Source organism: Salinibacterium sp. TMP30 (genome assembly GCF_038397785.1).
Classification (GTDB): domain Bacteria; phylum Actinomycetota; class Actinomycetes; order Actinomycetales; family Microbacteriaceae; genus Rhodoglobus.
Map to the genome: position 1 here is coordinate 1,893,646 of NZ_CP151642.1, position 23,996 is coordinate 1,917,641.

Sequence of the window (23,996 nt, forward strand, 5' to 3'; positions counted from 1 at the left end):
CGGTTTACCCCATGGCATCAAGCGAAGTAAGCACGTCGAACCCCATGGTTGCGCGCGGCATTGACCGTGTGCTCACCGTGCAACGACCGGTTGTGCTCGCCCACATTCGAAGCATCCGCAAAGGAAAGCCTCACGCGACGCCGAATGAAATCATTGCGATCTTGGAGCGCCGCTACCTCGCAGCCGTAACGACCGGCGGTGCCCTAGTAGGTGCGAGTGCGGCCATCCCCGCGGTGGGTACCGGCGCATCGCTCGCGTTGTCGAGCGTCGAAACTGCCGGCTTTCTGGAAGCCAGTGCGCTCTTCGCCCAGTCCGTTACTGAAGTCCACGGAATTGTCGTCGACGACCCTGACCGAGCACGCGCCCTCGTGATGACGATGGTGCTGGGCACCGCCGGCAGTGATCTTGTTAAGCAGCTCGCCGCGCAAGCCACCGGCTCCGGTGGTGCCCGTTCCGCCTACTGGGGCGAAACCCTCGCCAAAGGCGTACCCACCGCCCTTATGGGGCCGCTCGCAGACCGCATCAAACACACCTTTCTGAAAAAGTTTGCTGCCGCTCAGGGCACCAATATCGTCGGACGCTTGATGCCCTTCGGCATCGGTGCCGTGATTGGTGGAGGCGGTAACCACATCCTGGGGCGACAGATCATCCGCACCTCGCGTCAAGGTTTCGGGCCTGCGCCGACCACACTGCCAGCGTGGCTTGAGCCGGTGCTCGTCGTCAAGACAGCCAAGGAACCCAAGGAACCGAAGGAACCGAAGAAGCCGAAAGTGTCGAAGCCGCCGAAGGAACGCGGCGAACGCACAGCACCCAACGGTCGCAAGCGGATGCCACAACTGCCTAAGCTGCCTCAGTTGCGCAAACGCCCCTAAGTCACCTACTCGGCAGCAGGTGACTCGTCGTCGTCATCCTCAAAAGGGTCACCTTCACTGCCACGGCGATCACCGATATGAATTTGTGCGTGCCTGTGCCACGACGCGATCAACGATTCAATGGCATCATGAAACCGCGTTGTCGCTGAACCCTGGCTCGTATCACCAAAATGGCGCTCCGCCCAATAACCCAAACGCTCCTGCGCTTCAGCATCGAACTGCACACGACTGACGATCGACAGAATGTCACCAGCTTGGTCAGCGCGCAACCACTCGCACGATCCCAGGTAGCCTGCCTCATCGATATCTGCCAGAGGCGACACCGGTCGAGCAACGATCAGCGGTTTACCCGTCGCGAGCCGGTCATAGACCATGGCCGAAACGTCGGTGATGGCAACATCCGCCGCCACCAACTGCCAGCCCAGCTCATTACCGTCATCATAAATGTGTTGAACTGACGGATCCGTTTCGTTGGCTTCAGCAATCGCCGCAATGATCGCAGTGTTCGCGCGCTTGTATTCGTCGTCGACAACACCACTTCGCGGGTGCGGACGGTAGATCAGACGGTGCTTGTCGCTGGCCAGAACTGCGTTCGCCAATGCCTCACCGTGGGTGGCGATTGAGCCGTAGGCTGCAGCCTCCCGGTCGCCCTCCCACGTCGGGGCGTAGAGAACCACAGTGCGGTCGTCTGGCGTGTACGGCAATTCTCCCGCAAAGTGGTCGGCTTGCGGACGCCCGATCGGGATGGCGCGCTTCGCGAGATCAAAGTCCCAGAGCTTGTGGCTCAACCGGTCGAGGGCCGCTTCGCCAGCGACAAAACTATAGTCATAGGCCTTGAACTGGTTCGTGGTCATGTACATTTTGTCGCTCTCACCATGGTTGATGAAAACGTGCCACATGCGACCGTAACGGAACATCTGAAAGTTTTTGGAGTTTTGATTGACGTAAAACACGATCTTGAGCGGCTGCTCTGACACAAAGTGCTCAAGCTCTGACACCCGACGCAAGTACACCGTGGGAACCGGGGCCTCATCCCACAGCGCCAACACTGAACTGGGCGACCGAGCGATGATGCTCACGGGAAAACGCTTCGACAACTCCGCAAGCGGCGCATACCACTGGCGGATTTGGTACAGATTGACTTTGGTGTCCGCAAAGTAGACGGCGATACTGACTGACCCGGGCGTTGGCAGCGGATGCTGGCCCACGAGGCTTGCGACGCGACGCCGATTGCGGCGCGAACGCAGCATTGTGCGCACCACTTTTCGTGCGGTTGTGAAATCTTTCAGTAACGCCATGGTCTCAATCAGATCGGTGGAGGGCCGGTGCAACGCACTTCCCACCACACCGTTACCGAGCCGATGCTGATGCGGTGTCGTGAGATTGGGCCGCGGTTTCGATAGTACTCGCCCTGCCTCGCATGGAATTCTGGGGGGCACACTACTCGAATCCGCGGGATTTCGCAGCTTGAGGAGGTACGGTTGATAGAATGACCGATTCTGATTCAACCGCACCGTCTGACACCACCGAGACCGCGATCACTTTCTCCGACCTCTCGCTCAGCGATGCGGTACTGAAAGCGGTCCGCGACATTGGCTACGAGACGCCCTCTGCGATCCAAGCCGCCACGATCCCTACTCTTCTGGAGGGGCGCGACGTGGTCGGCCTCGCACAGACCGGAACAGGTAAGACTGCAGCGTTTGCGCTGCCCATCCTGTCCCGCCTCGATGTTTCGCAACGCAAGCCACAAGCGCTCGTGCTCTCCCCTACCCGCGAACTTGCCTTGCAGGTGTGTGAGGCGTTCGAGAAGTACGCCACCCACATGCGCGGCGTACACGTGCTCCCTGTTTATGGCGGCCAGGCTTACGGCGTTCAGCTTTCTGCTCTGCGTCGCGGTGTTCACGTTGTTGTCGGTACTCCCGGCCGCATCATGGACCACCTTGCCAAAGGCACCCTTGACCTCTCGGAGCTCAAGTATCTTGTGCTCGATGAAGCCGACGAGATGCTCAAGATGGGCTTCGCCGAAGACGTCGAGACGATCCTCGCCGATACCCCCGAAGACAAGCAGGTGGCGCTGTTCTCAGCAACCATGCCTGCTCAGATTCGCCGCATCTCCAAGAAATACCTGCGTGACGCTGAAGAGATCACCGTCAAATCGCAGACCACCACTTCGGCAAACACGAGCCAGCGTTACCTCGTTGTCTCTTACCCGCAGAAGGTGGATGCTCTGACGCGCATCCTCGAAGTCGAAAACTTTGAGGGAATGATCGTCTTCGTTCGCACCAAGAGCGAAACAGAAAACTTGGCGGAAAAGCTTCGCGCACGGGGTTATTCGGCTGCGGCAATCAGTGGCGATGTGGCTCAGGCTCAGCGCGAGCGCACCGTCAACCAACTCAAGTCGGGCAAGCTCGACATTCTGGTAGCAACAGATGTTGCTGCCCGTGGACTCGACGTCGACCGCATCAGTCACGTTGTGAACTTCGACATCCCCGTTGATACCGAATCGTACGTGCACCGCATTGGCCGCACGGGTCGTGCTGGTCGCAGCGGTTCGGCAATCAGTTTCGTCACGCCGCGTGAACGTCGCCTCCTCACCGCAATTGAGAAGGCAACCCGCCAGCCGCTCACCCAGATGCAATTGCCTTCAGTAGAAGACGTCAACTCCACCCGTCTCACTCGCTTTGATGACGCAATTACTGAGGCCCTCAACCAGCAGGGGCGTATCACCGCCTTCCGCGACATCATCGGGCACTACGTCGAGCACCACGACATTCCTGAAATGGATGTCGCTGCCGCTCTTGCCGTTGTGGCTCAGGGCGAGACTCCTCTGCTGCTGTCGGCTGAGGAGGAACGCGCCCAGCGTTTCAGCGAACGTGACGATCGCAACTCACGCAACGATCGCCCTGAGCGTGGCGGAGATCGTGGTGGAGATCGTGGAGACCGCCCAGAGCGTCGCCCCCGTTCGACCAAACCGATGACGGCATACCGCATTGAGGTGGGCAAGCGTCAACGCGTTGAGCCTCGCCAGATTGTGGGAGCCCTCGCCAATGAGGGTGGGCTCAGCCGGGAAGACTTTGGTCACATCCAGATTCGCCCCGATTTCTCACTCGTCGAGTTGCCTGCAGACATGTCGAAGGATGTGTTGGAGAAGCTGCGCGATACCCGCATCAGCGGCAAACTGATCGAGATCAGCCCCGACCGTAAAGCAAACGGTGGCGGAGCACGTGGTGGCGACGGCAAGTACCCGAGCCGAGACCGTTCTTTCGAAGGTGGAGCCCGCGCGAACCGTGAGCGTGAAGAGTCGCGCGGCTACAACAAGCGTGATTCAGGCCCGCGTGACGATGTTGGACGCGACAGCACCACTCGCGACAGCGGCACCCGCGACAGCGGCAGCCGTTACGAAGACCGCCCGACGCGCAAACCACGCAGCTAGGGTTCGCTGCTAGTGGTGCGCCTCTACTGCTGAGACGCCGAGTTTAGATCACGGGAGGGCGGCCGGCACGAGCCATCCGCCCCACGGTCGCCCAGCCAATGCTGCGGCGGCCTCCCGGGTTTTCTCGCCACCCAGCAAACCAGCCACCCCACCAGGCGCGCATGCCGACGGGGTCGCGAGCTGATCGCAGGATTTGGATCGCGGTCCAACTGGCAACGTAGATCGGCACAAGCACAATGGGCAGGTTGCGTTTTGCCAACCAGATGCGGTTGCGTGCGTTGAGTCGGTAATAGTAGCTGTGCCTGGCCGGATCGATGGCCGGATGATTGGCAACGAGATCTCCGGCATACCAGGCGCGTTTTCCTGCACCCCACACTCGCCACGCCAGCTCTATGCCTTCGTGGGCATAGAAATAGGGGTCGCCCCATCCACCGATTTCGTCGAACAGTGGGCGAGGCATGAGCACTGCACCTTCCCACACGGAGAAGACGTCACTCGGATGCTTTGGGTCACCCTTACGGATGCGGGGTATCCACCGCCGCGGGTTTTCTTTGCCCTCGGCATCGTCTACGCGTGGCTGCAGGAGCCCGATCGTGGGGTCGGCCACCATTCTGGCAACTGCGTCGTTGAGGAAGGTTGGTGAGGGGATGCTGGCGTCGTCATCGAGAAAGAAAATCCAGTCACCGGTGACGTGCTCCACACCGCGGTTGCGGCCTGCAGGAATGCCGAGGTTGTCGGCCAGGTGAAGGCCTCGCACGCCATCGGGAAGCCCGGTGGGCTCCCAGCCGTTGCCGACGACGATGATGTCGAGTTCAACGCCCTGTTGTGCTTGCAGGGAGGCGAGCCCGCGAGCGAGTTCGTCGGGGCGCTTTCCCTGAGTGAGGGAAACTACGCCAATGTGGTGGGTCATGAGCGAACGCGCTTGGATGCCATAATCGCAACGAAGTGACCGACCAGGGCGAGCGCTGCTAGCGGAAGCAGGATGAGAAGTACGGCGCGTTCGGCGGCCAGCGCGGGAACAAAGAGCGCCACGATCGCTGTTGCGAAGGCGATCATGGTGAGCTCTACCGAGTGGTACAGGCGGTGGAAGGGAACGAAACGGGCCAGTCGACGCAGTCGTGCAACGACGCTGTGACTCGGTTCGGCTTCGCCTTTGCGGTCGCTGAGTTTCTCTAGCCCAGCATTGGCGCGAGCCACGTGAACCATGTCATTGAGGGCTTTGTTGAGCACGATGAGAAGTGCGAGCGCAAAGCCGGCGGTGGTCCAGGCAAAATCTGCCGGAAAGTCGAGTGGCCACCCTGCTGCCCGGATGCCGAGGGCGATGGGGATGAGCGCTTCGGTTGTGTAGTGCCCAACTTTGTCGAGGAACACCCCGGCCGGTGAGCGCGTGTTGCGCCAGCGAGCAACTTCGCCGTCGCTGCAGTCGACGAGCATCTGTAGTTGGCCGAGTACGAGGGCGAGGGCGGCACCGGTGAAGCCGGGGATGAGGAGGGCCGCTGCGGTGAGCCATCCGGTGAGGATCATGAGCCCGGTTACACCGTTGGCGCTAATTGAGGTTTTGAGCAGTATCCAGGTGAGGTAGGGCGAGATGTCGCGCAGGTAGAGCGAAGCCGTCCAGTGTTCGGCGTTAGCTCGCATCCGCACTTCGGGGGGTTGCGTTATTTCGCGTAGTTGCGCAATGTTTTGTGGGCGGGCTGAGGGGTCTGCTGGTGTGTGGGTAGACACGCGGTCACCTTCCCGTTTGCGCAGTGATGTTTTTGGTGAGTTTTAGGAATCCGAGGATGAAGCCTGTGCCCCATCCGAAGTGGATGCACGGCAGCACGATCAGGTACCAGAGGCCTGATCGTAGCCCTTCTTTGGCGGCTGCAATGCCAGAGGCGCTGAGAACGAAGAGGCCGTAGATTGCTGGGGCGATGTAGGCGAGGTTCAGCCAGTTGGCATTTGTTGCGCTGCCGATGATACCGAGGATGAGTCCGAGGAGTGTTCCGAGCACTGCGAGGGGTGGCACGAAGTAGCGCAGGGAGTTTGCTGTGCCGAAGCGGCGGGAGAGTTCGCCACGCCAGATGCCGGTGGCAACGAATTGGCGGATGAGTTTGCGCAGGTTTGAGCGTGGGCGGTAAACAACCCGGAGCTCTGGCGTGAACCAGACTGTGCCGCCGCTGGCGCGGAGTCGACGGTTGAGTTCCCAGTCTTGGCCGCGCTTGATGTCTTCGTCGAAGAGGCCAACTGCGACGAGGCGGTGTCGTTGGAAGACTCCGAGGTAGGCGGTGTCGGCTGGGCCGGCTTTGCCGCCGGTGTGGTGTTGGGTGCCGCCGAGGCCTTCTGGCGATCCGTAGGCGTGCGCGACGGCCCGTTCGAACGGTGTGCGGCCTTCGGCTTTCATGATGCCGCCGACGTTGTCTGCCCCGGTGCTTTCGAGGGTTTCGACGGCGATGCGGGTGTAGTCGGTTGGCAGCACTGAGTGGGCGTCTACACGCACCACGATGGGGTAGCTGGATGCTCGAATTGCTGCGTTGAGCCCGCCAGGGGTGGAGCCGAGTTCGTTGATGATGTGGCGAATGCGTGGGTCTAGTCGCGCCATTTCGTCGATTACGGCGTTGGTTCCGTCGATGCTGGGGCCGAGCGCGAGAACGATTTCGAAGGGTCCTTCGTAGTCTTGCGCTGTGAGGCTTTCAATGGCTGCCTCGATGTGTTCAACTTCGTTGAGTACGGGCATTACGTACGACACACCTGTGAGGGCTTGAACCTTCTTTGCCATGTGTTCCAATACGTCGGACCGGGTTGTCGGTTGAGCTTATCGTGTGGGGTGCACACTGCGGGGCTTACACACGTATGCGGCGCGCATGGGCTGGTGTGCCCGTGCGCGCCGCAGTGGTGTTGTTGTTGTTAGTTCAGCGATCCCAGCGTGACGTCGACGGTGTTTGCCTTGCCGTCGCGTACGTAGCTGATGGTGGTTTTTTCACCGGCCGAGCGCGCACGCACTTGGGCGGTGAGGTCTGTTTTGTTGGTGATGGGTAGGCCGTCGAAGCTGGTGACGATGTCGCCGACTTTGAGTCCGGCGTCTGCTGCGGCGCCGCCTGATGAGATGTCGACGATGCTTGCGCCTACGACTTGGGCTTTGCTCTGGGCGGGGTCGTCGGTGACGTCGGCGACTGAGGCTCCGAGGAGGCCGTGGGTGGCTGTTCCTGTTTCGAGGATTTCGTTGGCTACTCGACTGGCAAAGTTCGCGGGGATCGCGAAGCCGACTCCGATGCTGCCTGCGGTGCCGCCTGATGATGCGATGGCGACGTTTATTCCGATGAGTTCACCGTCGGAGTTGAGCAGTGCGCCGCCGGAGTTTCCGGGGTTGATGGCGGCATCGGTTTGGATTACGGAGAGCGCTACTGAGGCTTGGTTTGCGGATCCTTGACCGCCGCCTTGACCGTTTTCTCCGAAGAGGTCGAAGTTCCAGAGGTCTGGGGATTCGGGGCTGTTGGGGTCTGGTGCGGTTTCGGGGTCTGCGGGTAGTGCGGACGATGCGACGGTGATGCTGCGGTTGAGGGCGCTGACGATTCCGCTGGTTACGGTGCCGGAGAGTCCGAGTGGGGCGCCGATGGCTACGGTGCTGTCTCCGACGTTGAGGGCGCTGGAGTCTGCGATATTGACGAAGGGCATGTCGCTGGCGTCGTCAATGTTGATTACGGCGATGTCGGAGATGGGGTCGAACCCTACGACGGTTGCGGAGAGTAGGCGTCCGTCGTTTGTGGTGACGGTGACTTTGGGGTCTGCGACTTTGCCGTCGAGGGTGACGACGTGTGCGTTGGTGATGACGTTTCCGTCTGCACTGATGATGACGCCGGATCCGCTGCCGCCGGCGTTTTGTCCGCTTACGTTGATGGTGACGATGGCGGGGGCTGCTTTGGCGACGACTGATGTGACGAGTGTTGCGTTGCCGGGGTCGTTGACGGTGATGGATGCGGGGCCTGCTGTGCCGCTGATGGAGGCGGTGTTTTGGTTGCCGACGGCCCAGAGGGTGACTCCGGCGCCAGAGGCGCCGCCAAGTAGCGCGACGATGGCGAATCCGGCGACGAGCCCGAGGGTCATGCTGGGTTTCTTTGTTTCGGCTTTTGCGTGGCTGGTGTCTGTGTCAGTTGTTGCTGCGGGGCCGAAGCTTGAGCTTGGGGTGGCTGCGGGGATTGTGGCGACAGCTGCGGGGTCTTGTGCCGGCGTTGGTGCGCTGGTGGGGGTTGTTTCGCGAGCGGTTGGTGTGTCGTTGCTCGGGGTGGTGGGGGTGGTGTTTTTGCCGGGTGTTGTTTCGGGGGTGGGTTCTTTGGGGACCTCAGTCATGTTGTGCTCCTTTCGGCTGTGCAAGCTTCTATCGCCAACCTGAGCATTCTATTTAGACGCGCTGTACGGGGGCTGCGTGCTGGCCGCGAGTCAGCCGGGGTGTTGTCAGTTGAGGTTTGTGGTGGGGTCGGCACGTTCGGGTTCGGTTTAGCAGCCGATTCCGGTGGGGTTGGCGTTGCAGTCTTTGTCTACGAGCACTGTTGTGGCGTGGCCTGCGGTTGCGGTGAGTGGTGGGGCGGCGATGGTGAGGGTGCCGATGACGTTTCGCCAGCTGGTTCCGGCTACGCGGTATTCGGCGCTGTAGGTGACAGTCAGGGTAATTGTGTAGTTGCCTGGCTCGTCGTAGACGTGGCTGGTTGGTGTGGGATCAAATTCGGCGATCTTGTATTTTGCCCAGGTTGTGCCTGCTGTTCCGAGTGTCGCGCTGGAGTTGTCGCCGTAGTTCCAGTTGTAGGCGATTGGGGTGAAGCGCACTTGGGCGGTGCCACCGAAGAGTGTTCCGTCAACGACATGAGCGGATGCGTTGGTGTAGAAGTTGGTGTCGAGCCCGACGATCATCCACTGGTTGGGTTGCATCCCTGCCGCTGGTTGCTGTGGTCGGAACGTCGCAATGTCGGAGATTGTGACGGGGCCGGTCTCTACTTCTGTGGCCGGTGGCGTCCGCGGGACACAGGGCAGTCGCTGAAGGTCGCACCAGCTCTCGCCCACCGAGTCGACGACTTCGACCGCGGTCCCGGCGTCGAAATCAACGCCGTCAGCCGAATTGTCGCTCGAGCTAGAGCCACCCGATTGACCGGTCGCGTCAGTTTCAATGGTCCCGACTACCTCCACCGCGCCTTGTTCAGGATCTATTCCGGCAAGCAAATCTTCTTCATTGGGCGGAGCTGCCTGAACGCCCACCGCAAGAACGAGCGATAGCCCAATCACCGCCTTTGCGGCGCTAACAGCGAGATTCAGCATTCCGATTCTGTCCACACATCGCGCTCGGAAAGTCGCAGCTTCTGCTCAAGCGGATCGAAGTCGAAAGTCACTTCAAGCTGAACTCTGGCTTGGCGATCGGCCTTGACGAGTGAATTTCCATCCGCATCAACCAACTCGACACCAGTGACATCGTGACAAACGTAGATTGTGATGATTTTCGCATTTCCACCTATCGCCGAGTAGCGTTGCAACACGGCCGAATCGAACTGAGCGTTGCCGACGCTCCTTTTCCCTTCGCGCCCAAATTTCTCGTAGGAATCGAGCGTCCGACTGGCAAAATCTCCTACGGTGATCGACTCGATCCGCTCGGGGTCTGCTCCGCCTTCATTGAGTATTTCGTTCGATATCGTGACGAACCCCGCATACGCCTCCTCTGCCGCGGCGAGCGCCTCTTCGTCGGTCGCATAGGGCGCGACGAAAGTCGCGGCGGGGTCTGGTGGGGGTGAAGCGTCGGACGGCGCGCATCCACTGAGCAAAGCCAGAAGGAGCGCACCGCCCGCCACATATACGAGGTTCGGTAGCCGCATACATCGACCGTAAACATCGCCCGCGAATGCGGTAGTCAACTTTCCACAGACAAAAGCAGAAACCAGAACAGCAAGTAGTTAGGCTTGCAGAACGATGACTGTTACCGGATCTTGGGAACGCGCCGCCAATGGTGCCATGCTGCTTGGTGCCGACGGGCAACTCAGCCAAACAATTTTTGCCGAAATGTCTGCCCTTGCTGTAGCCACTGGGGCAATTAACCTCGGCCAAGGCTTCCCCGATGAAGATGGCCCGCCCGAAGTGCTGGAGGCCGCCCGCAAAGCCATCAGCGACGGCATCAACCAATACCCACCCGGCAACGGCCTACCCGTGCTGCGCAACGCGATCGCCGAACATCAAGAACGCTTCTACGGAATCGACCTCGACCCCGACACCGAAGTACTTGCCACCGCAGGTGCCACCGAAGCACTAGCCGCCACCATTCTCGCCCTTACTGACACCGATGACGAAGTCATCACCCTTGAACCCTTCTATGACGCGTACGGCGCCATGATCAACTACGCGCGGGCCACCCATGTAACCATTCCGCTGCGCTACCCCGACTTTCAGCCTGACCACGACGACATCCGGGCTGCCTTCAGCGGACGCACCAGACTGATCATCCTGAACAGCCCCCACAACCCCACCGGCAGTGTGCTCGACCGCGAAACCCTCGAACTGATCGTCGAACTCGCGCACAAATATGACGCGCTCATCGTCACCGACGAAGTGTACGAACACATCACCTTCGGCCACGAACACATCCCCATCGCGAGCCTGCCGGGTGCCTTCGACCGCACCATCAGCATCTCCAGTGGCGGAAAAACGTTCAACACTACCGGCTGGAAAATCGGCTGGATCACCGCACCCCAACCCATCCTGCAAGCCATCATGGCCGTCAAGCAGTACCTCACCTACGTCAACGGCGCACCACTGCAGCCTGCAATCGCTGTCGGCCTCGGGCTCTCAGACGACTACTTTGCGGGACTCGCCGACGGGCTCGCCCGCAAACGAGACACCCTCGGGGCTGGTCTCCGCAACGCCGGCTTCGACGTCACGACACCCCAAGCCGGCTACTTCATCATCGCGGATGCCGCACCACTCGGAGTGACCGACGCCGCCGAATTCTGCCGCACCCTCCCCGAACTCGCCGGAGTCGTCGGAATCCCCGTCACCGCGTTCGTGCACCCCCAGAACCACGACGACTACAACACGCTCATCCGCTTCGCCTTCTGCAAAAAGACAGACGTGCTCGACCGCGCAGCAGCCCAACTCTCCGGAATGAAACTGCGCCACTAGCGCGGCGGGGAGCGCGCCGCGAAATCGGCAGGAGTAGAAACGGCGCAATCAGAGCGAGCGCCGGAAACTAGCGGTCAGCGCTCCTCGCGCGGGCGCACTTCATAGCGCCGCAACTCGAGCGCGGGATTGATAGCCCGCACCTCATCGAGGCGCGCGTGCTCAATGTGGGCGACCGCAACATCCGTGCGCTCACCAATCGTCACCAACTCAACCCCCATCGGGTCAACCACCATGCTGTTGCCGACACCGATCGGCGGCGCATGATCCGCAGCCGCGACGAAGACCGTGTTTTCGATCGCACGCGCCGTGAGCAGAGTGCGCCAGTGGTACTCCTTCAGCGGGCCACGCACCCACTCGGCGGGCACCACAATGAGGTTGGCCCCGGCATCCACCAAACGGCGTGACACCTCCGGGAACCGGATGTCGTAACAGGTCTGCAAACCGACAGTGAAGCCCTCCCACGCAAACGTCTCCGGCGCACCAATCGACCCCGGAATGACCCAGTCCGATTCGCGCTGCCCGAACGCATCGTAGAGGTGCTGCTTACGGTAAGTCGCCACCACAGCACCGGTGGGTGCAATCGCCACCAGGGTGTTCGAGAAGCGACCGATTTCGTCGCTCGACTCCAACATGCCAGCAGCGACATGAATGCGCAAACGCTGCGCCAGTGACGTCAACGCCTGCACGAAAGGGCCATCGAGCGGCTCCGCCGCCGCCACCCAGTCATCCCCCATCGTGGGCGTAAAGTACGCCGAATACTCGGGGAACACCACAAAATTAGCCCCCCGCGAAACCGCCCGCCCAGCGAGCTCCGTGATCTTGGCGATATTCTCATCGCGATCAGCACCGGGCGCAAACTGGGCAACAGCAATGGTCGAGGCGGAAGTCATGACCCCAGCCTACGACCCACCCTCAGCAATCAGCTTGCGATACGGCAGCAGCGCAGCCTTCATGCCAATTCCCAGCACCCCCACAAGGCGGTCGTCGCGGTAGTAGCCCACGGCAACTTGATCGGCGAGGTCTCCCTCAAGGATGCGGATGTCGTCATCCGAGACCAAACCCAGCAGACCATAAGCCTGCAGTTTGATCTCGAACTGGTTCGACCAAAACGATGGCATTGGAGCGAAAGGCTTCGCAACAACCTCATCGAAAGAACCGTCATCGGCAAACCACGCAGCCAGCACTGCGCCAGCGCGCTTGCCCGTGTCGGTCGGGATATTCCAGTGCTCAATACGACGAGCCACATCATCAAACATCGGGTTCGGGAAACGCGCAATATCGCCAACGACATAGACGTCATCGAGCGCGACACCCTCGGTCGTCACGGCACGCATCGCGTTATCAGCGAGCACACCATCTCCCATGTCGAGGCCAGTGCCCTCCAGCCATTCGATATTGCAGTCCGAGCCAACAGACTCAATCAGAACATCAGCCTCAATCACGCGGCCATCGCTCAACTCAACAGACTCGACCGAAGTCTCACCATTGATTGCAGCAACAGTCACACCAGAGAAAATCTCCACGCCCTCAGCGTTAAGTCGCCGACGCATCTCCTGAGCGACCAGCAACCCCAACGGGCGAATCATTGGCTCAACGCTCGGAGTGACAATCGTCACCGAACAACCCAGCTTGCTGGCGGTCGCACTCAGCTCGCAGCCCAAAAAGCCTGAACCGACAACAACCACACGCGCACCGTCAGTGAGCTCCGCGCGCAACGCCATCGCGTCATCCAAGGAACGAACCACGTGACGGCCGGCGATCGGCTCAAAATCCAAGCGACGGGCGCGCAAACCGGTCGCAATCACCAGGGCACGCCACTCGTGCACGTTGCCATCGTCAGTAGTCAGAGTGCGAGCCTCGAGATCCACCGCGGATGCCCGAACCCCGAGCATCCACTCAACATCACCCATCTCCGCTCGCGACGGAAACGCCACAGCCTCGTGGGTCACGTCAGTGGCCAACACTTCCTTGGACAGGGGCGGACGGTTATAGGGCGCATGAAGCTCATCGCCCACGACACGAATAGCACCGGTGTAGCCCGAACGACGCAGAGACTCCGCCGCGCGAAGCCCACCCATCGCCGCACCGACAATAACGACCGGTGCGGCGGGGTTAACCTCAGACACTATTCGACGATTCGGATGGCCTGCATCGGGCACACATCAACAGCAGCTTCAATGTTGTCGCGCTCAGAGTCGGGCGCTTCAGCCACATACTCAAGCTTGTCGTCATCGTTGAGCTTGAAGTTGTCGGGTGCCTCAAACACGCACTGGCCATAGTGCTGGCACTGGTTCATGTCGACTTCGATTTTGATCATCGCTTTTCCTCAACTTTCGACGGGTAGAGATCTTTAGAAGGAGTACGAATTCCTCGGAACTCCCAGTCGCCACCCATTGCGGTCGACATTACCTCTTCGCTCTGGGTCGGCTGTGCACCCACGTCGGTGCGGATCGGAGTCGGGCCAGTAACAATGCGGTTAGTGAGCTTTCCGAGGCCTTCCACTTCAACCTCGACGACGTCTCCGGGCTGAACCGGACGTGAGAACGCGGGCGTTCCCGAGAACAACAGGTCACCAGGGCTCAGCGTGATTGTGCGCGCAATATCGGCAACGAGATAGTTCATATCCCACTCCATGTTGTCGGTGTTGTCGTCTTGCTTCACCTCACCATTCACAATGGTGCGCAACTGCTTGCCACGGAAATCCCAGTCTGTAACCAGGCCAGGACCGACCGGGGCGAGCGTATCGCTACCCTTCACTCGAAGCATGGAACCGGCATCCGTGTCACGGAAGTCATGCAGTCCGTAGTCGTTGCCGATGGTGTAACCAGCGATGTAGTCGCCAGCTTCATCAGGAGAAACGTTGCGGCACGTGCGACCAATGACGATCACAATTTCACCCTCGAAGTTCAACCACTTGCAGCCCTCGGGGCGCACAACATCACCCTTGTGGGTGTTGAGAGCGGTGACCGGCTTGTGAAAGTACGTCGGAGCTCCGGGCAGCTTGGTCATGAACTCTTCGGTGCGGCTTGCGTAGTTCAAGTGCACGGCAATGATTTTGCTTGGTTCGGTTGGCGGCAAATGGATTGCTTCATCCACGCCCACCTCGCGACCGTCACCGGCCACGAGGGTGTCACCATGGCGCACCACCTGTGTTGGGTAGCCGTCAAGAAGTACTCTGCGAAGCTCAGTCACGAGAGAGGACCACATCCTTTGCTGCGGGGAAGCCACCTTCGGGCTTCGGGAACCAGACATGTACCTGGCCGGTGCCGATCGAGTTCTCATACTCGCTATACATCACACCGGGAGCCGTGCACGCTTCTTCACCGATCGCACCCGCCGTAATCAGCCAATGGCCAAACATTGCTTCGGGGCGAACTTTCTGGAACGCCGGCATGGTCTCCAGCACCTTCGCGTGGTTGCCCTCCTTGAACCAGTCAAGACGCTCATAGTCTGCCTCGCGGGCGGCATCCGAGAAGATGTGTGCCGGGTCGGCCATCTCGTGCTTGCGCAGTTCGCGCAGCTTGAAGAAGGTGTGCGAGAGAGCGCCAGAGGCGAGCAGGATGACGCGGCGGTCACTCTTAGCGATAGCCTCACCAATCGCACGGCCTGCACGCAGGAAGTCCTCGTCCGTTGCGGTCTGGCAGATCGAGACGCTCACCCATTTCTTGTTAGGCAGTCCCTTGCCGAGGTAGTCCCACAGGTTGATCGTGGCGTACATGATCGGCAAGTACTCGTCATCAATCGGGGTGATCCAAGTACCGTTTTTCTCGGCCTGCTCCCCCATCAGCTTCGCAAGCTCAGGGTCGCCCTTAAAGTCGTAAGGCACAGCACTCATGCCACGCGGAAGCTCCTCCGAGGTGAACTTGCCGTGACGACGCTCATGCGAAGTAACAACAAACTCCACAGTGGTTGCCCAGTGGCTGTCGAGCACGACAACAGTGTCGTAGTCGTCGTTCTCGAAGTAATCCTTGCGGAGCCGTTCGAGGCCTTCAACGAGCGTCGAGTCTTTGCCCTCATTGAGCTCCATACGGGTCTCTTTAGGCAACATGATCGTGGGTACGTGAGCAATCAGCCCAACCCCAACAACTTCTCCCATGACTATTCCTTCCATCCGTTCGGTGAAACCACCGTGTTCTTAACATCTGCATAGAAATCAAACGACCAGGTGCCGCCCTCGCGACCAACACCCGACTTCTTCGAGCCACCAAAGGGTGCCCGCAAGTCACGGACAAAGAAGCAGTTGACCCAGATTGTGCCTGCCACAAGCTGCTTGGCAATGAGATCGGCGTGGTCGCGGTTGCCCGAGACCAGAATTGCGGCCAAGCCAAACTCGGTGCCGTTGGCCATCGCCACGACTTCCTCATCGGTGCGGAATGTCTGCATCGTCAGCACCGGCCCGAAGACCTCCTGAGTGACAATCTCACTACCAACTTCGGGATTTTTCACCAGAGTCGGTGCGAAGTAGAGCCCGCCTAGTTCGGCGTTCGGGGTGCCGCCAACAACGATATTCGCGCCGCCCTCCTTTGCACGATCGACGAAGCCCTTGATCCGCTCAAAGTGCACGCGGTGAATCTGTGGGCCAATGTCGGTCTCGATGTCGCGAGGGTCACCCTGACGCAAAGTCGCAACCTTGGCCGTGAAAGCGTCGGCAAAGGCATCCGCGATGTCTTCATGAACGAGGATGCGCGTACCCGAGAGGCATACCTGCCCAGCGTTGTCGTACTGCTCCACCGCAAGGGTTGCTGCGAGCTCGAGGTCGGCATCGTGCATGACAATGCACGGGCTTTTGCCCCCAAGCTCAAAACTGCAGGGGGTCAGGTTGTCTGCCGCTGCACGGGCGATCGACTTGGCGGTGGGCACGGAGCCAGTGAACGAGATACGACTGAGGTCGGGGTGGGCCACTAAGGCTGCACCCGCCTCTTTGCCGTAGCCTTGCACGACGTTGAACACGCCTGCCGGCAAGCCTGCTTCGACGGTGATGTCGGCCAACAGCGATGCGGTGAGCGGCGTCCATTCTGCGGGCTTCAGCACCACGGTGTCCCCGGCGGCGAGCGCGGGGGCGATCTTCCACGTGGCAAGCATGAGGGGTGCATTCCACGGGGTGATTAGCGCGGCAACGCCCGAGGGATCCCACGAGACGTGGTTGTTGTGACCGCGCGTTTCGAAGTCGGGATGCCCAAGGTCGTTCACGAGGTAGTCAGCGAAGAACCGGAAATTGTGCGCCACTCGCGGCATTACACCGCGCAGGTGGCTGCGCAGTAGTGCGCCGTTGTCCATCGTCTCAACGTTGGCAAGTTCGCTGACGCGATCTTCGACAAGGTCGGCGATCTTGTGCAAGATCGCTGCACGGTCATGGGGGCTTGTTGCGGCCCATGCGGGGAACGCTGCACGCGCTGCCGCGACCGCAAGGTCGACTTCTGGTTGGCCACCGCGGGAAATTTCTCCGAGGTTGCTGCCGTCGATGGGGGATGTGTTCGTGAAGGTTTCGTCGGAGGCTACGCGTTCTCCGTTGATGAAGTGCCGCGTATCGACGGTCACCCCGGCTACTTGAACGTTCGTCATAGTGGTCCCGTCTCGAATTGCTCGCCGTTAAGTCATTCGGATACTAATGACTTACCTTAGCGAGTGATTCCAAGCCAAACAAGCGTTAGCAGCGTCTGACCATCAAAAAATATGGGCGAACACTAATTCTTCGGCTCGACGCCAGCCGTAATAACCCGCAGCATCTCAGCCAGTTCTTCACGTTTGGCGGGATCAACGGGACCGGTCACTGCCTGCTCTTGAATGTTGAATGCCGGAAAGAGTTCTATCATCAGCGCGCGGCCACGATCCGTGAGCTTGACGACAACTAGGCGTCCATCGCTCGCACTACGTTCACGGGTGAGCCAGCCGCGGCGTTCGAGTGTGGAAAGCACGCCAGTGAGGGTCGCTTTCGAAAAACCACCCTCGAGCGCGATCTGACGAGTCTCGATGGGCTCCCAGATCCATGTGACCCACAGCACAACAAAGGCCGTCCACGACAGGTTGTGTTCTGACAGAACCGTGCGCTCAAAGTGATTGCGCACAGCATTTGCCGCACGAAAAAGGTTCGACGCAACTGCCATCGCAGAGTAGTCAAGCGGCAAGCCGCCAACTCTCGCCTGTACCTGACGCTCTGTTTCGGTGAGTGTGTGTGGTCCGGCCACTGAGGTCCCCTCGCTCGCATTTAGCTGCGGTTACTCTATCCAACCACCGGCGTCGAGAAAGTTTTTGTGGGCAACCACTCGCCCTAACGTGACCACGTGCCCTATTGTTTGGATACAAACAACTTTCGGAGGATTGAGTTGACTTCAACGGCGAACGTCACCCTGGCAGACCTAGACCTATTCGAAAACGGCACACCGTGGAACGTTTTCGACAAGCTTCGAACAGAAGCACCCGTGCACTGGTCAGAAGAAGCAGCGCCCAACCATGGCTTCTGGTCGCTCACTCGGTATCACGACATCGTTGCTGTGCTGCGGGATACTGAAACGTTTTCGAGCGAACGTGGCGGTGTCAACATTGAAGAACTTGATGACGAGCAGCTCGAAGTACGCAAGTCAATGCTCGAGACGGACGGTGTGCGTCACCGGGCACTCCGACGACTGATGCAGGGTGAATTCACGCCCAAGGCGGTCGGTGGTTATGAGATCTTTCTCCGCGGCCTCACTGCGAGCACGCTGGATGCTGCGTTTGCCAACAAGGAGTTTGAGTTCGTCAGCCAGGTAGCGGCAGACTTCCCTATCCGCGTTCTCGCCAAGATGCTTGATGTTCCCGACGCGGACACCCACAAGCTCATCGACTGGGGCGACCGGATGATCGGCAACGACGATCCGGAACACGCCGATGTGCTGGCAAGCTCCGCAGAGAGTGAAGAGTTTCGTCTCCTGCCTTTCCGCTCCCCGGCCGCACGTGAAGTATTCGAATACGGCAATGATCTGGCCAACAAGCGTCGCGGAAAAGATGGCACCGACCTCGTTTCGCGCCTCGTCAACCAAGAGCCGATGGATGGTAAAGCTCTCAACGAGCGCGACTTCAATAGCTACTTCCTGCTGCTCGTCGTCGCCGGTAACGAGACCACTCGCCACACGATTACGCACACCATGAACTACCTCATGGACAACCCTGAGCAGATGGCGCTGCTGCAAGAAAAGCCCGAGCTCATCCCGTGGGCTGTTGAAGAGTTCTTGCGCATGGCAAGCCCCGTCTATCACTTCCGTCGTACGGCCACGAAAGACACCGAGATCAACGGTCAAGCCATCAAAGAAGGCCAAAAAGTCGTCACGTGGTTTGCCGCCGGCAACCGTGACCCCGAGGTCTTCGAAAACCCCTACACAATGGATGTCACTCGCAACCCGAACGAACACATGGCGTTCGGTCGCGGTGGTCCGCACATGTGTCTCGGAAACTCTCTTGCGCGTCTTGAAATCCGTATTATGTTCGAGACGCTGTTGCCCCGGATTTCCGGAATGACGAAACTGAGTGAAGCAGCACGTCTGCGCAGTAATTTTGTCAACGGAATCAAACGACTCCCGGTACGCGTCGAATTAGCAAAGTAGGCACATGAGCGAGGTACGCCCACAAGGTCGGCCCCACGCGGTGTGGGGCGACGAGACTGACGTAGTACAGCTCGCCTTGGACTGGACCGCCAAACGGATGGTTCGCAAAACCGACCCCCTGTCAACAGCTCGGCCCGCAGCCGAACTTGCGGCGGAGGTTGGCGACGCGATCCGTCCGGAAGGCATCGGAGGCGCGGAAGCTTTGCGCATCTTCGACGAAATTCTTGAGCCCGCAACTCGTGCTCAAGATGACCCGCTGAACCTCGCGTATATCGCTGCTGCGCCCACCCGGGCTGCGGTTGCGTTCGATCTCGTCACGAGCGCTGCGAACATTTTTGGTGGGCTCTGGGAGTCAGGCGCCGGGGCGATCTTCGCAGAAAATCAGGCACTCCAGTGGATCATCGGACTGCTCGACTGGCCAGAAACGGCCGGCGGAACCTTCGTCTCGGGGGGCACCTCAGGAAACCTCTCTGCGCTCATGACTGCACGCGAAACCGCCAAGACCCGCCGTGGTGGAAGACCCGCGGGAGGTTGGCAACTCGCCTGCACCACCAACGCGCACTCGTCGATTCAGTCAGCTGCGAAAGCGCTCGACGTTGACGTGGTTGATGTACCAATCGATGACCGAGGGCACATGACCGGTGCTGCCTTGCGGGCCATTCTTGAACAGTCACCTAATGTGTTTGCCGTTGTGGCATCCGCCGGCACCACCAATGAAGGTCTCGTCGATGACCTTTCGGACATTGCCGACGTCTGCGAGGAGTTCGGAGTGTGGATGCACGTTGATGGCGCCTACGGCGGCGCGGGGCTCGCTGCCCCGAGCATCCGGCACCTGTTCGACGGCATTGAACGGGCCGACAGCTTCATCGTTGACCCGCACAAGTGGCTCTTCGCACCCTATGACTGTTGTGCCCTCGTGTACCGCGAACCCGAGCTTGCGCGAGCGGTGCACTCGCAGCATGCCAGCTATCTGGATGCCATCGACCGCAACGAGTGGAACCCTAGCGAACTCGCCCTGCACCTTTCGCGGCGCGTACGCGGGCTACCGCTGTGGTTCAGTCTTGCTACCCACGGCACCGACAAGTATCGGGATGCGATCGAGAGTTCGGTGACAACTGCTCGCGAAGTTGCCCGCGCCATCGACGAGAGCGACTTTCTCGAACTCGTTCGCGAACCAGAACTGTCGGTGCTGCTGTTCGAACGAAAAGGGTGGACGGGCGAGCAGTATTCGGAGTGGTCGAAGAAGGCTGCGCACGATGGTGTGATCCTGTGTGTTCCCACGTCATGGCGCGGCAAGAGTGTGCTGCGACTCGCGTTCGTGAACCCCGATACCGAGACCGCACAGGTGATGGCGGCCCTCGAAACGCTTCACTAGGCAAGGCAATCGCGTTTGCCTAACGTTGGTGAGAACAAAGGGAAAGGCGTGACGGCATGAAAACAACAGTGTCTCTTGTTGACCTAGCCGAAACAGAGTTGGCGCGTGCTATCGAATCCGAAAACGGGCGTAGTGCCGTCACCGTGCAGGGAGGTCGCGATCAGCAGCTCCGTCAAACTCTCATGGCGATGCGAGCTGGCGAGGGCTTAGCGGAGCACTCGAGCCCCGGCGAGGCAACCCTGCAGGTGCTTATCGGTCGCGTCATGCTGCGTTCAGGCGAACAATCGTGGCCCGGAGTTGTTGGAGATCTTCTTCCGATCCCTGCGGCCTCTCATGCTCTGGATGCCGTCGAAGATTCAGTGGTTTTGCTGACGGTCGTGAAGGCTGTCTAGCGTCGCGCTGGCCCATGCGAGGTGCTGATTGAGCTTCGCAAGGCACTAGCCGAGCTTGGCTACCCGATCCAAGAAGGCATCCACAAGTTCCGCCGTGCGCTGGCCAGCGATGCCCTCTTCGGCGCGAGTTTGCGCCAGCATTGCCTCGGGGTTTTGACCATCGGCGATCACTTCGTTGATGCCCCCTTGGTCAAGCCAGCCTGCGAGGATGGCAGTGTTCAGTTCGGGGTGAAACTGCACCGCCAGGCTGCGGCCATACGTGAATGCCTGCGGGGCAATCGGGTTGCGGGCGATTTCGACGGCGCCCTCGGGCATCGTCCACTGGTCGTAGTGAAACTGGAACCAGGGGCCATTAGAGACGAGCGATGTGTCGTCACTGTGGATTGCCGTCCATCCGATCTCAGCCTTTACTCCGCGGGCGACAGTTCCGCCGAGCGCGCGAGCAATCAGCTGACCGCCGAAGCAAATTCCGAGCACCGGGATGTCTGCTTCGATGGTTGTGCGCACCCACTCAAGTTCGGGAGCCAACCAACGGCCGATGCACGCATCATCCCAGGCACCCCAGGGGGCACCCATCGGAATAACGAGGTCGTACTGGGAAGCATCCGGAAACTCGAAGTCCACATTGGGGGTCTCGAAGTTCTCTTCGGTGACGACCATGATTTCGTCGATGTCGAAACCGCGTTCGCGGAGACGATCGCCTACTGGCCCGCTCGCGGTGACGTGATCATGCTGCACCAAGAGTGCTCTCATCTGTATACCTTTCAGGTAAATTCTCGCTAGGAGTGGACAGCGACACGGCTATGTGGCTTAGTATCTCACTAATCGTTCAGTGCCGAACGATTTATTTTCGGAGGAAGAATGACTCTCGACATACCAGCTCTACAAGCAGACTTGCAGGCCAAAGGGATCGATGTTCTGCGCCTGATTTTCCCTGATGTCCTCGGGCTCACGCGCTCGAAGGACCTTCTTGTCAGCCAACTTCACAACACCAAGTCTCCGATGTTCTGTCAGGGGGTGTGGGTCACTACCACCGGCGGTGACGTGCTCGATGGCAATCACATCATGTCCTCCGGCCTCCCGGATCTCCTCACCCAGATTGACCCCAACACACTGTCAATGATGCCGTGGGAGCCCGGCGTTGCGATGGTCATTGGAGATGCCTTCAACCCCGACCACAGCGTCAGTGAAATCGCGCCCCGCTCGGTACTGCAGAGCGTTATCGCACAATACACAGCGCTCGGACTCACACCGATCGTGGGCCCCGAACTCGAGTTTTACATTGCCAACTACGACGAAACAGAGGGCTGGAGCCGCAGCCTCAGCCGCACCGGCCGCGTCTACACGACCGGAGAAAGCGTTGACCCTGGTGGTCAGTTCCTCAACCTCATGCGCATGCTCGACGGAATGGACATCGGTGTCTTCGCCGGCAACCACGAGTTCAGCCCCTCGCAATATGAGATCAACCTCTGGCACAGCGAAGCCTTGGATGCCGCCGACCGCACCTTCTTGTTCAAGACAGCGGTTCGCGACATCGTCGCTCGCACCGGCAAGCACGCTCTCTTCACTGGCAAGCCCTGGGACGACGAGGGTGGCAGTGGATTCCACCTGCACTTCTCTGTTGTCGACCAACAGGGCAACAACATCATGTCGGATGGCGGTCACGGCCTTTCCGATATTGCCCACCACATGATCGCGGGCCTCCTCGAGAACGCCGGAGCAATCGCAGCGCTCTCGAACCCCACGATCAACGCCTACAAGCGCTTGGGGCCAGACACACTCGCTCCCTACCGCGCCAACTGGGGCCACGATAACCGCAGCGCGATGTTGCGCGTACCGCCTGAGCGCGGCGCCGGGACGCGATTGGAAATGCGCCTTGGCGACCCAGCAGCGAACCCCTACCTGCTGATCGCATCCACGCTGGCTGCCGGGCTCGATGGCATCACGCGGAGCCTTACGGCCCCAGCACCGGTCGCAGGCTGGGCTTACGAAGACAACTCCGCCCCGATCCTCCCGATGACCCTCACCGCTGCTCTCGACGCCTTAGACGCGGACACAGTGATGCGGGAAGCTATGGGCAGCACCGTTATCGATGTCTTCAGCGTGCTCAAGCGCGATGAAGTGAAGCGCTACGAAGATTCTGTGGCAGACAAGAACACGCGCGAAGTGAGCCAGTGGGAGATCGACGAGTACTTCGCCGACTACTAAACCTTGACCGCGGTCCAATGTGGTCGTTGGGAACATATGAAAAGCCTCGCCGAGTGGATTGGCGAGGCTTTTCTTATGCGCAGAGGCTATTTAGATGGCGTTCGAGCGATCTTCCACTAGGTCTCCACCATTGAAGGTGACACCGATTTCGCGGTAGTAGCCCCCGAGAATCTCCTCAACGGGAAGGATCGAGTGCAGTTCGTCCCACTGGGAATCGCCCAAGTGCAGTTCTGCATCTCCCTTCCAGGTCTCACCAATCTCCACGTCAGTGCCGCCCATCGTGATGAGCTGGTCGAGCGACATGCCGGCATCTTTACTGATGGATGGCATGAAGCGACTGTGCAACATCTTGTGTCCATTGACAAAACCGTTGCTCTCGGCAGGCTCACGCAGCGTGACGACGGCGGAGGCGAGACGGTGATCGTAGGCCGCGATGGACGCGCCGAATTGGCCACCGTTCTCGAGCTTGGGAGTTGCCTTGCCCTTGTTGAACACCCGCGTGACAGCAATGTTGCCGAGCTTCTTGGGGTAACCCTGGAACCAACCACGGCCAATCGCGAAGTCTTTGGTCACCCAGATGGCGACGCAACGGCTGTACACCGTGCCCTTGTACGAACAGCGCACAACCATGAACGCTTCTAAGTACTGTGCACGCACGGGATCAAGTAATTCGAGACCACCGGTGCTGCACGACTGCCAGTCAGCCCAGACGATGGCAACCGCACCGGGCTGCTCTGGGGCGAGGTCAATATCGGGTGGGAGAATCGCACGTACGTTGGCTGGATCGGTCAGATACTCGACGGTGAGTAGCGTTCCCGAGTAGTACCAGGGCATCTCAGGTACGAGCGAACTCGACCCTTGCGGTGTGAGCGGCGGGAGAAATCCTTTGAGTTCGGTCATGCGCCAGAGTTTAGCCCAAAAGGTTCGTATCCGAATGAATTTTTGTATTCACTTGACTAAGACGCCCTGTCTTCGCCATTGTTTAACTCAACTCGTTCGGATACGGAC

23 protein-coding genes are annotated in these 23,996 nt (G+C 59.8%); 7 read left to right on the top strand and 16 right to left on the bottom strand.

Translation table 11 applies throughout. The features are described 5' to 3' along the window. Window positions 1-11: 11 nt before the first annotated feature. Window positions 12-872 carry a hypothetical protein gene (locus AADH44_RS09215; RefSeq protein WP_341952506.1) on the top strand — a complete coding sequence of 287 codons (861 nt, stop codon included), beginning with the start codon at window positions 12-14 and terminating at the stop codon, window positions 870-872. Window positions 873-877: 5 nt separating this feature from the next. Here AADH44_RS09215 and AADH44_RS09220 read toward each other — a convergent pair whose 3' ends face one another. Beyond that, complete coding sequence (locus AADH44_RS09220) at window positions 878-2,170, bottom strand: CDP-glycerol glycerophosphotransferase family protein (protein WP_341952507.1); 1,293 nt, start codon at window positions 2,168-2,170, stop codon at window positions 878-880. Window positions 2,171-2,361: 191 nt separating this feature from the next. Between AADH44_RS09220 and AADH44_RS09225 the strand changes: the two genes are divergently transcribed. Then, window positions 2,362-4,305 (top strand): DEAD/DEAH box helicase, encoded by a 1,944-nt coding sequence (locus AADH44_RS09225; protein WP_341952508.1) that lies wholly within the window; start codon window positions 2,362-2,364, stop codon window positions 4,303-4,305. Between the two features lie 43 nt (window positions 4,306-4,348). Here the strand turns inward: AADH44_RS09225 and AADH44_RS09230 are convergent, their stop codons facing one another. The 6 genes from AADH44_RS09230 to AADH44_RS09255 all read right to left on the bottom strand — a co-directional run bounded on the left by AADH44_RS09230 (window position 4,349) and on the right by AADH44_RS09255 (window position 10,139). Next, entirely contained in the window at window positions 4,349-5,215 is an 867-nt protein-coding gene (locus AADH44_RS09230) for a glycosyltransferase (protein WP_341952509.1), read from the bottom strand. Beyond that, window positions 5,212-6,030 carry a CDP-alcohol phosphatidyltransferase family protein gene (locus AADH44_RS09235; RefSeq protein ID WP_341952510.1) on the bottom strand — a complete coding sequence of 273 codons (819 nt, stop codon included), beginning with the start codon at window positions 6,028-6,030 and terminating at the stop codon, window positions 5,212-5,214. The genes AADH44_RS09230 and AADH44_RS09235 overlap by 4 nt, the downstream gene beginning before the upstream one ends. A 4-nt stretch (window positions 6,031-6,034) precedes the next feature. Beyond that, window positions 6,035-7,063: a glycosyltransferase family 2 protein gene (locus AADH44_RS09240; protein WP_341952511.1), complete on the bottom strand. Its 1,029-nt coding sequence runs from the start codon at window positions 7,061-7,063 to the stop codon at window positions 6,035-6,037. A 128-nt stretch (window positions 7,064-7,191) separates the two neighbouring features. Further along, on the bottom strand, window positions 7,192-8,631 hold the full coding sequence (locus AADH44_RS09245) for a trypsin-like peptidase domain-containing protein (RefSeq protein WP_341952512.1): 1,440 nt from the start codon (window positions 8,629-8,631) through the stop codon (window positions 7,192-7,194). A 147-nt stretch (window positions 8,632-8,778) separates the two neighbouring features. Further along, window positions 8,779-9,591: a hypothetical protein gene (locus AADH44_RS09250; protein ID WP_341952513.1), complete on the bottom strand. Its 813-nt coding sequence runs from the start codon at window positions 9,589-9,591 to the stop codon at window positions 8,779-8,781. After that, window positions 9,585-10,139 (bottom strand): hypothetical protein, encoded by a 555-nt coding sequence (locus AADH44_RS09255; protein WP_341952514.1) that lies wholly within the window; start codon window positions 10,137-10,139, stop codon window positions 9,585-9,587. The genes AADH44_RS09250 and AADH44_RS09255 overlap by 7 nt, the downstream gene beginning before the upstream one ends. A 94-nt stretch (window positions 10,140-10,233) precedes the next feature. Between AADH44_RS09255 and AADH44_RS09260 the strand changes: the two genes are divergently transcribed. After that, window positions 10,234-11,436 (top strand): aminotransferase class I/II-fold pyridoxal phosphate-dependent enzyme, encoded by a 1,203-nt coding sequence (locus AADH44_RS09260; RefSeq protein WP_341952516.1) that lies wholly within the window; start codon window positions 10,234-10,236, stop codon window positions 11,434-11,436. A 74-nt stretch (window positions 11,437-11,510) separates the two neighbouring features. Here AADH44_RS09260 and AADH44_RS09265 read toward each other — a convergent pair whose 3' ends face one another. The 7 genes from AADH44_RS09265 to AADH44_RS09295 form a co-directional block, all read right to left on the bottom strand. After that, window positions 11,511-12,326, bottom strand: a complete 816-nt coding sequence (locus AADH44_RS09265; RefSeq protein ID WP_341952517.1) for a carbon-nitrogen hydrolase family protein — start codon at window positions 12,324-12,326, stop codon at window positions 11,511-11,513. A gap of 9 nt (window positions 12,327-12,335) precedes the next feature. Continuing rightward, window positions 12,336-13,562 (bottom strand): FAD-dependent oxidoreductase, encoded by a 1,227-nt coding sequence (locus AADH44_RS09270; protein WP_341952518.1) that lies wholly within the window; start codon window positions 13,560-13,562, stop codon window positions 12,336-12,338. After that, a complete protein-coding gene (locus AADH44_RS09275) occupies window positions 13,562-13,753 on the bottom strand; it encodes a ferredoxin (RefSeq protein WP_009774276.1) in 192 nt (63 codons plus the stop codon). The genes AADH44_RS09270 and AADH44_RS09275 overlap by 1 nt, the downstream gene beginning before the upstream one ends. Further along, a complete protein-coding gene (locus AADH44_RS09280) occupies window positions 13,750-14,628 on the bottom strand; it encodes a fumarylacetoacetate hydrolase family protein (protein ID WP_341952519.1) in 879 nt (292 codons plus the stop codon). Before AADH44_RS09280 ends, AADH44_RS09275 begins: the two co-directional genes overlap by 4 nt. Next, complete coding sequence (locus AADH44_RS09285) at window positions 14,621-15,532, bottom strand: catechol 1,2-dioxygenase (protein WP_341952520.1); 912 nt, start codon at window positions 15,530-15,532, stop codon at window positions 14,621-14,623. The genes AADH44_RS09280 and AADH44_RS09285 overlap by 8 nt, the downstream gene beginning before the upstream one ends. Window positions 15,533-15,534: 2 nt before the next feature. Continuing rightward, entirely contained in the window at window positions 15,535-16,998 is a 1,464-nt protein-coding gene (locus AADH44_RS09290; RefSeq protein WP_341952521.1) for an aldehyde dehydrogenase, read from the bottom strand. A 122-nt stretch (window positions 16,999-17,120) separates the two neighbouring features. Next, window positions 17,121-17,621 (bottom strand): MarR family transcriptional regulator, encoded by a 501-nt coding sequence (locus tag AADH44_RS09295; RefSeq protein ID WP_341952522.1) that lies wholly within the window; start codon window positions 17,619-17,621, stop codon window positions 17,121-17,123. A gap of 138 nt (window positions 17,622-17,759) precedes the next feature. On the opposite strand from AADH44_RS09295, the gene AADH44_RS09300 reads away from it, so the two are divergent. From AADH44_RS09300 to AADH44_RS09310, 3 genes are read left to right on the top strand one after another with little or no spacing between them, the layout of a single operon-like run. After that, window positions 17,760-19,013, top strand: a complete 1,254-nt coding sequence (locus AADH44_RS09300; RefSeq protein WP_341952523.1) for a cytochrome P450 — start codon at window positions 17,760-17,762, stop codon at window positions 19,011-19,013. A 4-nt stretch (window positions 19,014-19,017) separates the two neighbouring features. Then, window positions 19,018-20,388 carry an aminotransferase class V-fold PLP-dependent enzyme gene (locus tag AADH44_RS09305; RefSeq protein ID WP_341952525.1) on the top strand — a complete coding sequence of 457 codons (1,371 nt, stop codon included), beginning with the start codon at window positions 19,018-19,020 and terminating at the stop codon, window positions 20,386-20,388. A 56-nt stretch (window positions 20,389-20,444) separates the two neighbouring features. Further along, window positions 20,445-20,780 (top strand): cupin domain-containing protein, encoded by a 336-nt coding sequence (locus AADH44_RS09310; RefSeq protein ID WP_341952526.1) that lies wholly within the window; start codon window positions 20,445-20,447, stop codon window positions 20,778-20,780. Between the two features lie 45 nt (window positions 20,781-20,825). Here AADH44_RS09310 and AADH44_RS09315 read toward each other — a convergent pair whose 3' ends face one another. Next, window positions 20,826-21,533 carry a type 1 glutamine amidotransferase gene (locus AADH44_RS09315; protein ID WP_341952527.1) on the bottom strand — a complete coding sequence of 236 codons (708 nt, stop codon included), beginning with the start codon at window positions 21,531-21,533 and terminating at the stop codon, window positions 20,826-20,828. 108 nt (window positions 21,534-21,641) lie between these two features. Here AADH44_RS09315 and AADH44_RS09320 point away from each other — a divergent pair, with 108 nt between their 5' ends. Then, window positions 21,642-22,988 carry a glutamine synthetase family protein gene (locus AADH44_RS09320; RefSeq protein ID WP_341952528.1) on the top strand — a complete coding sequence of 449 codons (1,347 nt, stop codon included), beginning with the start codon at window positions 21,642-21,644 and terminating at the stop codon, window positions 22,986-22,988. A gap of 90 nt (window positions 22,989-23,078) precedes the next feature. Here the strand turns inward: AADH44_RS09320 and AADH44_RS09325 are convergent, their stop codons facing one another. After that, entirely contained in the window at window positions 23,079-23,888 is an 810-nt protein-coding gene (locus tag AADH44_RS09325; RefSeq protein ID WP_341952529.1) for an acetoacetate decarboxylase family protein, read from the bottom strand. Window positions 23,889-23,996 lie beyond the last annotated feature (108 nt).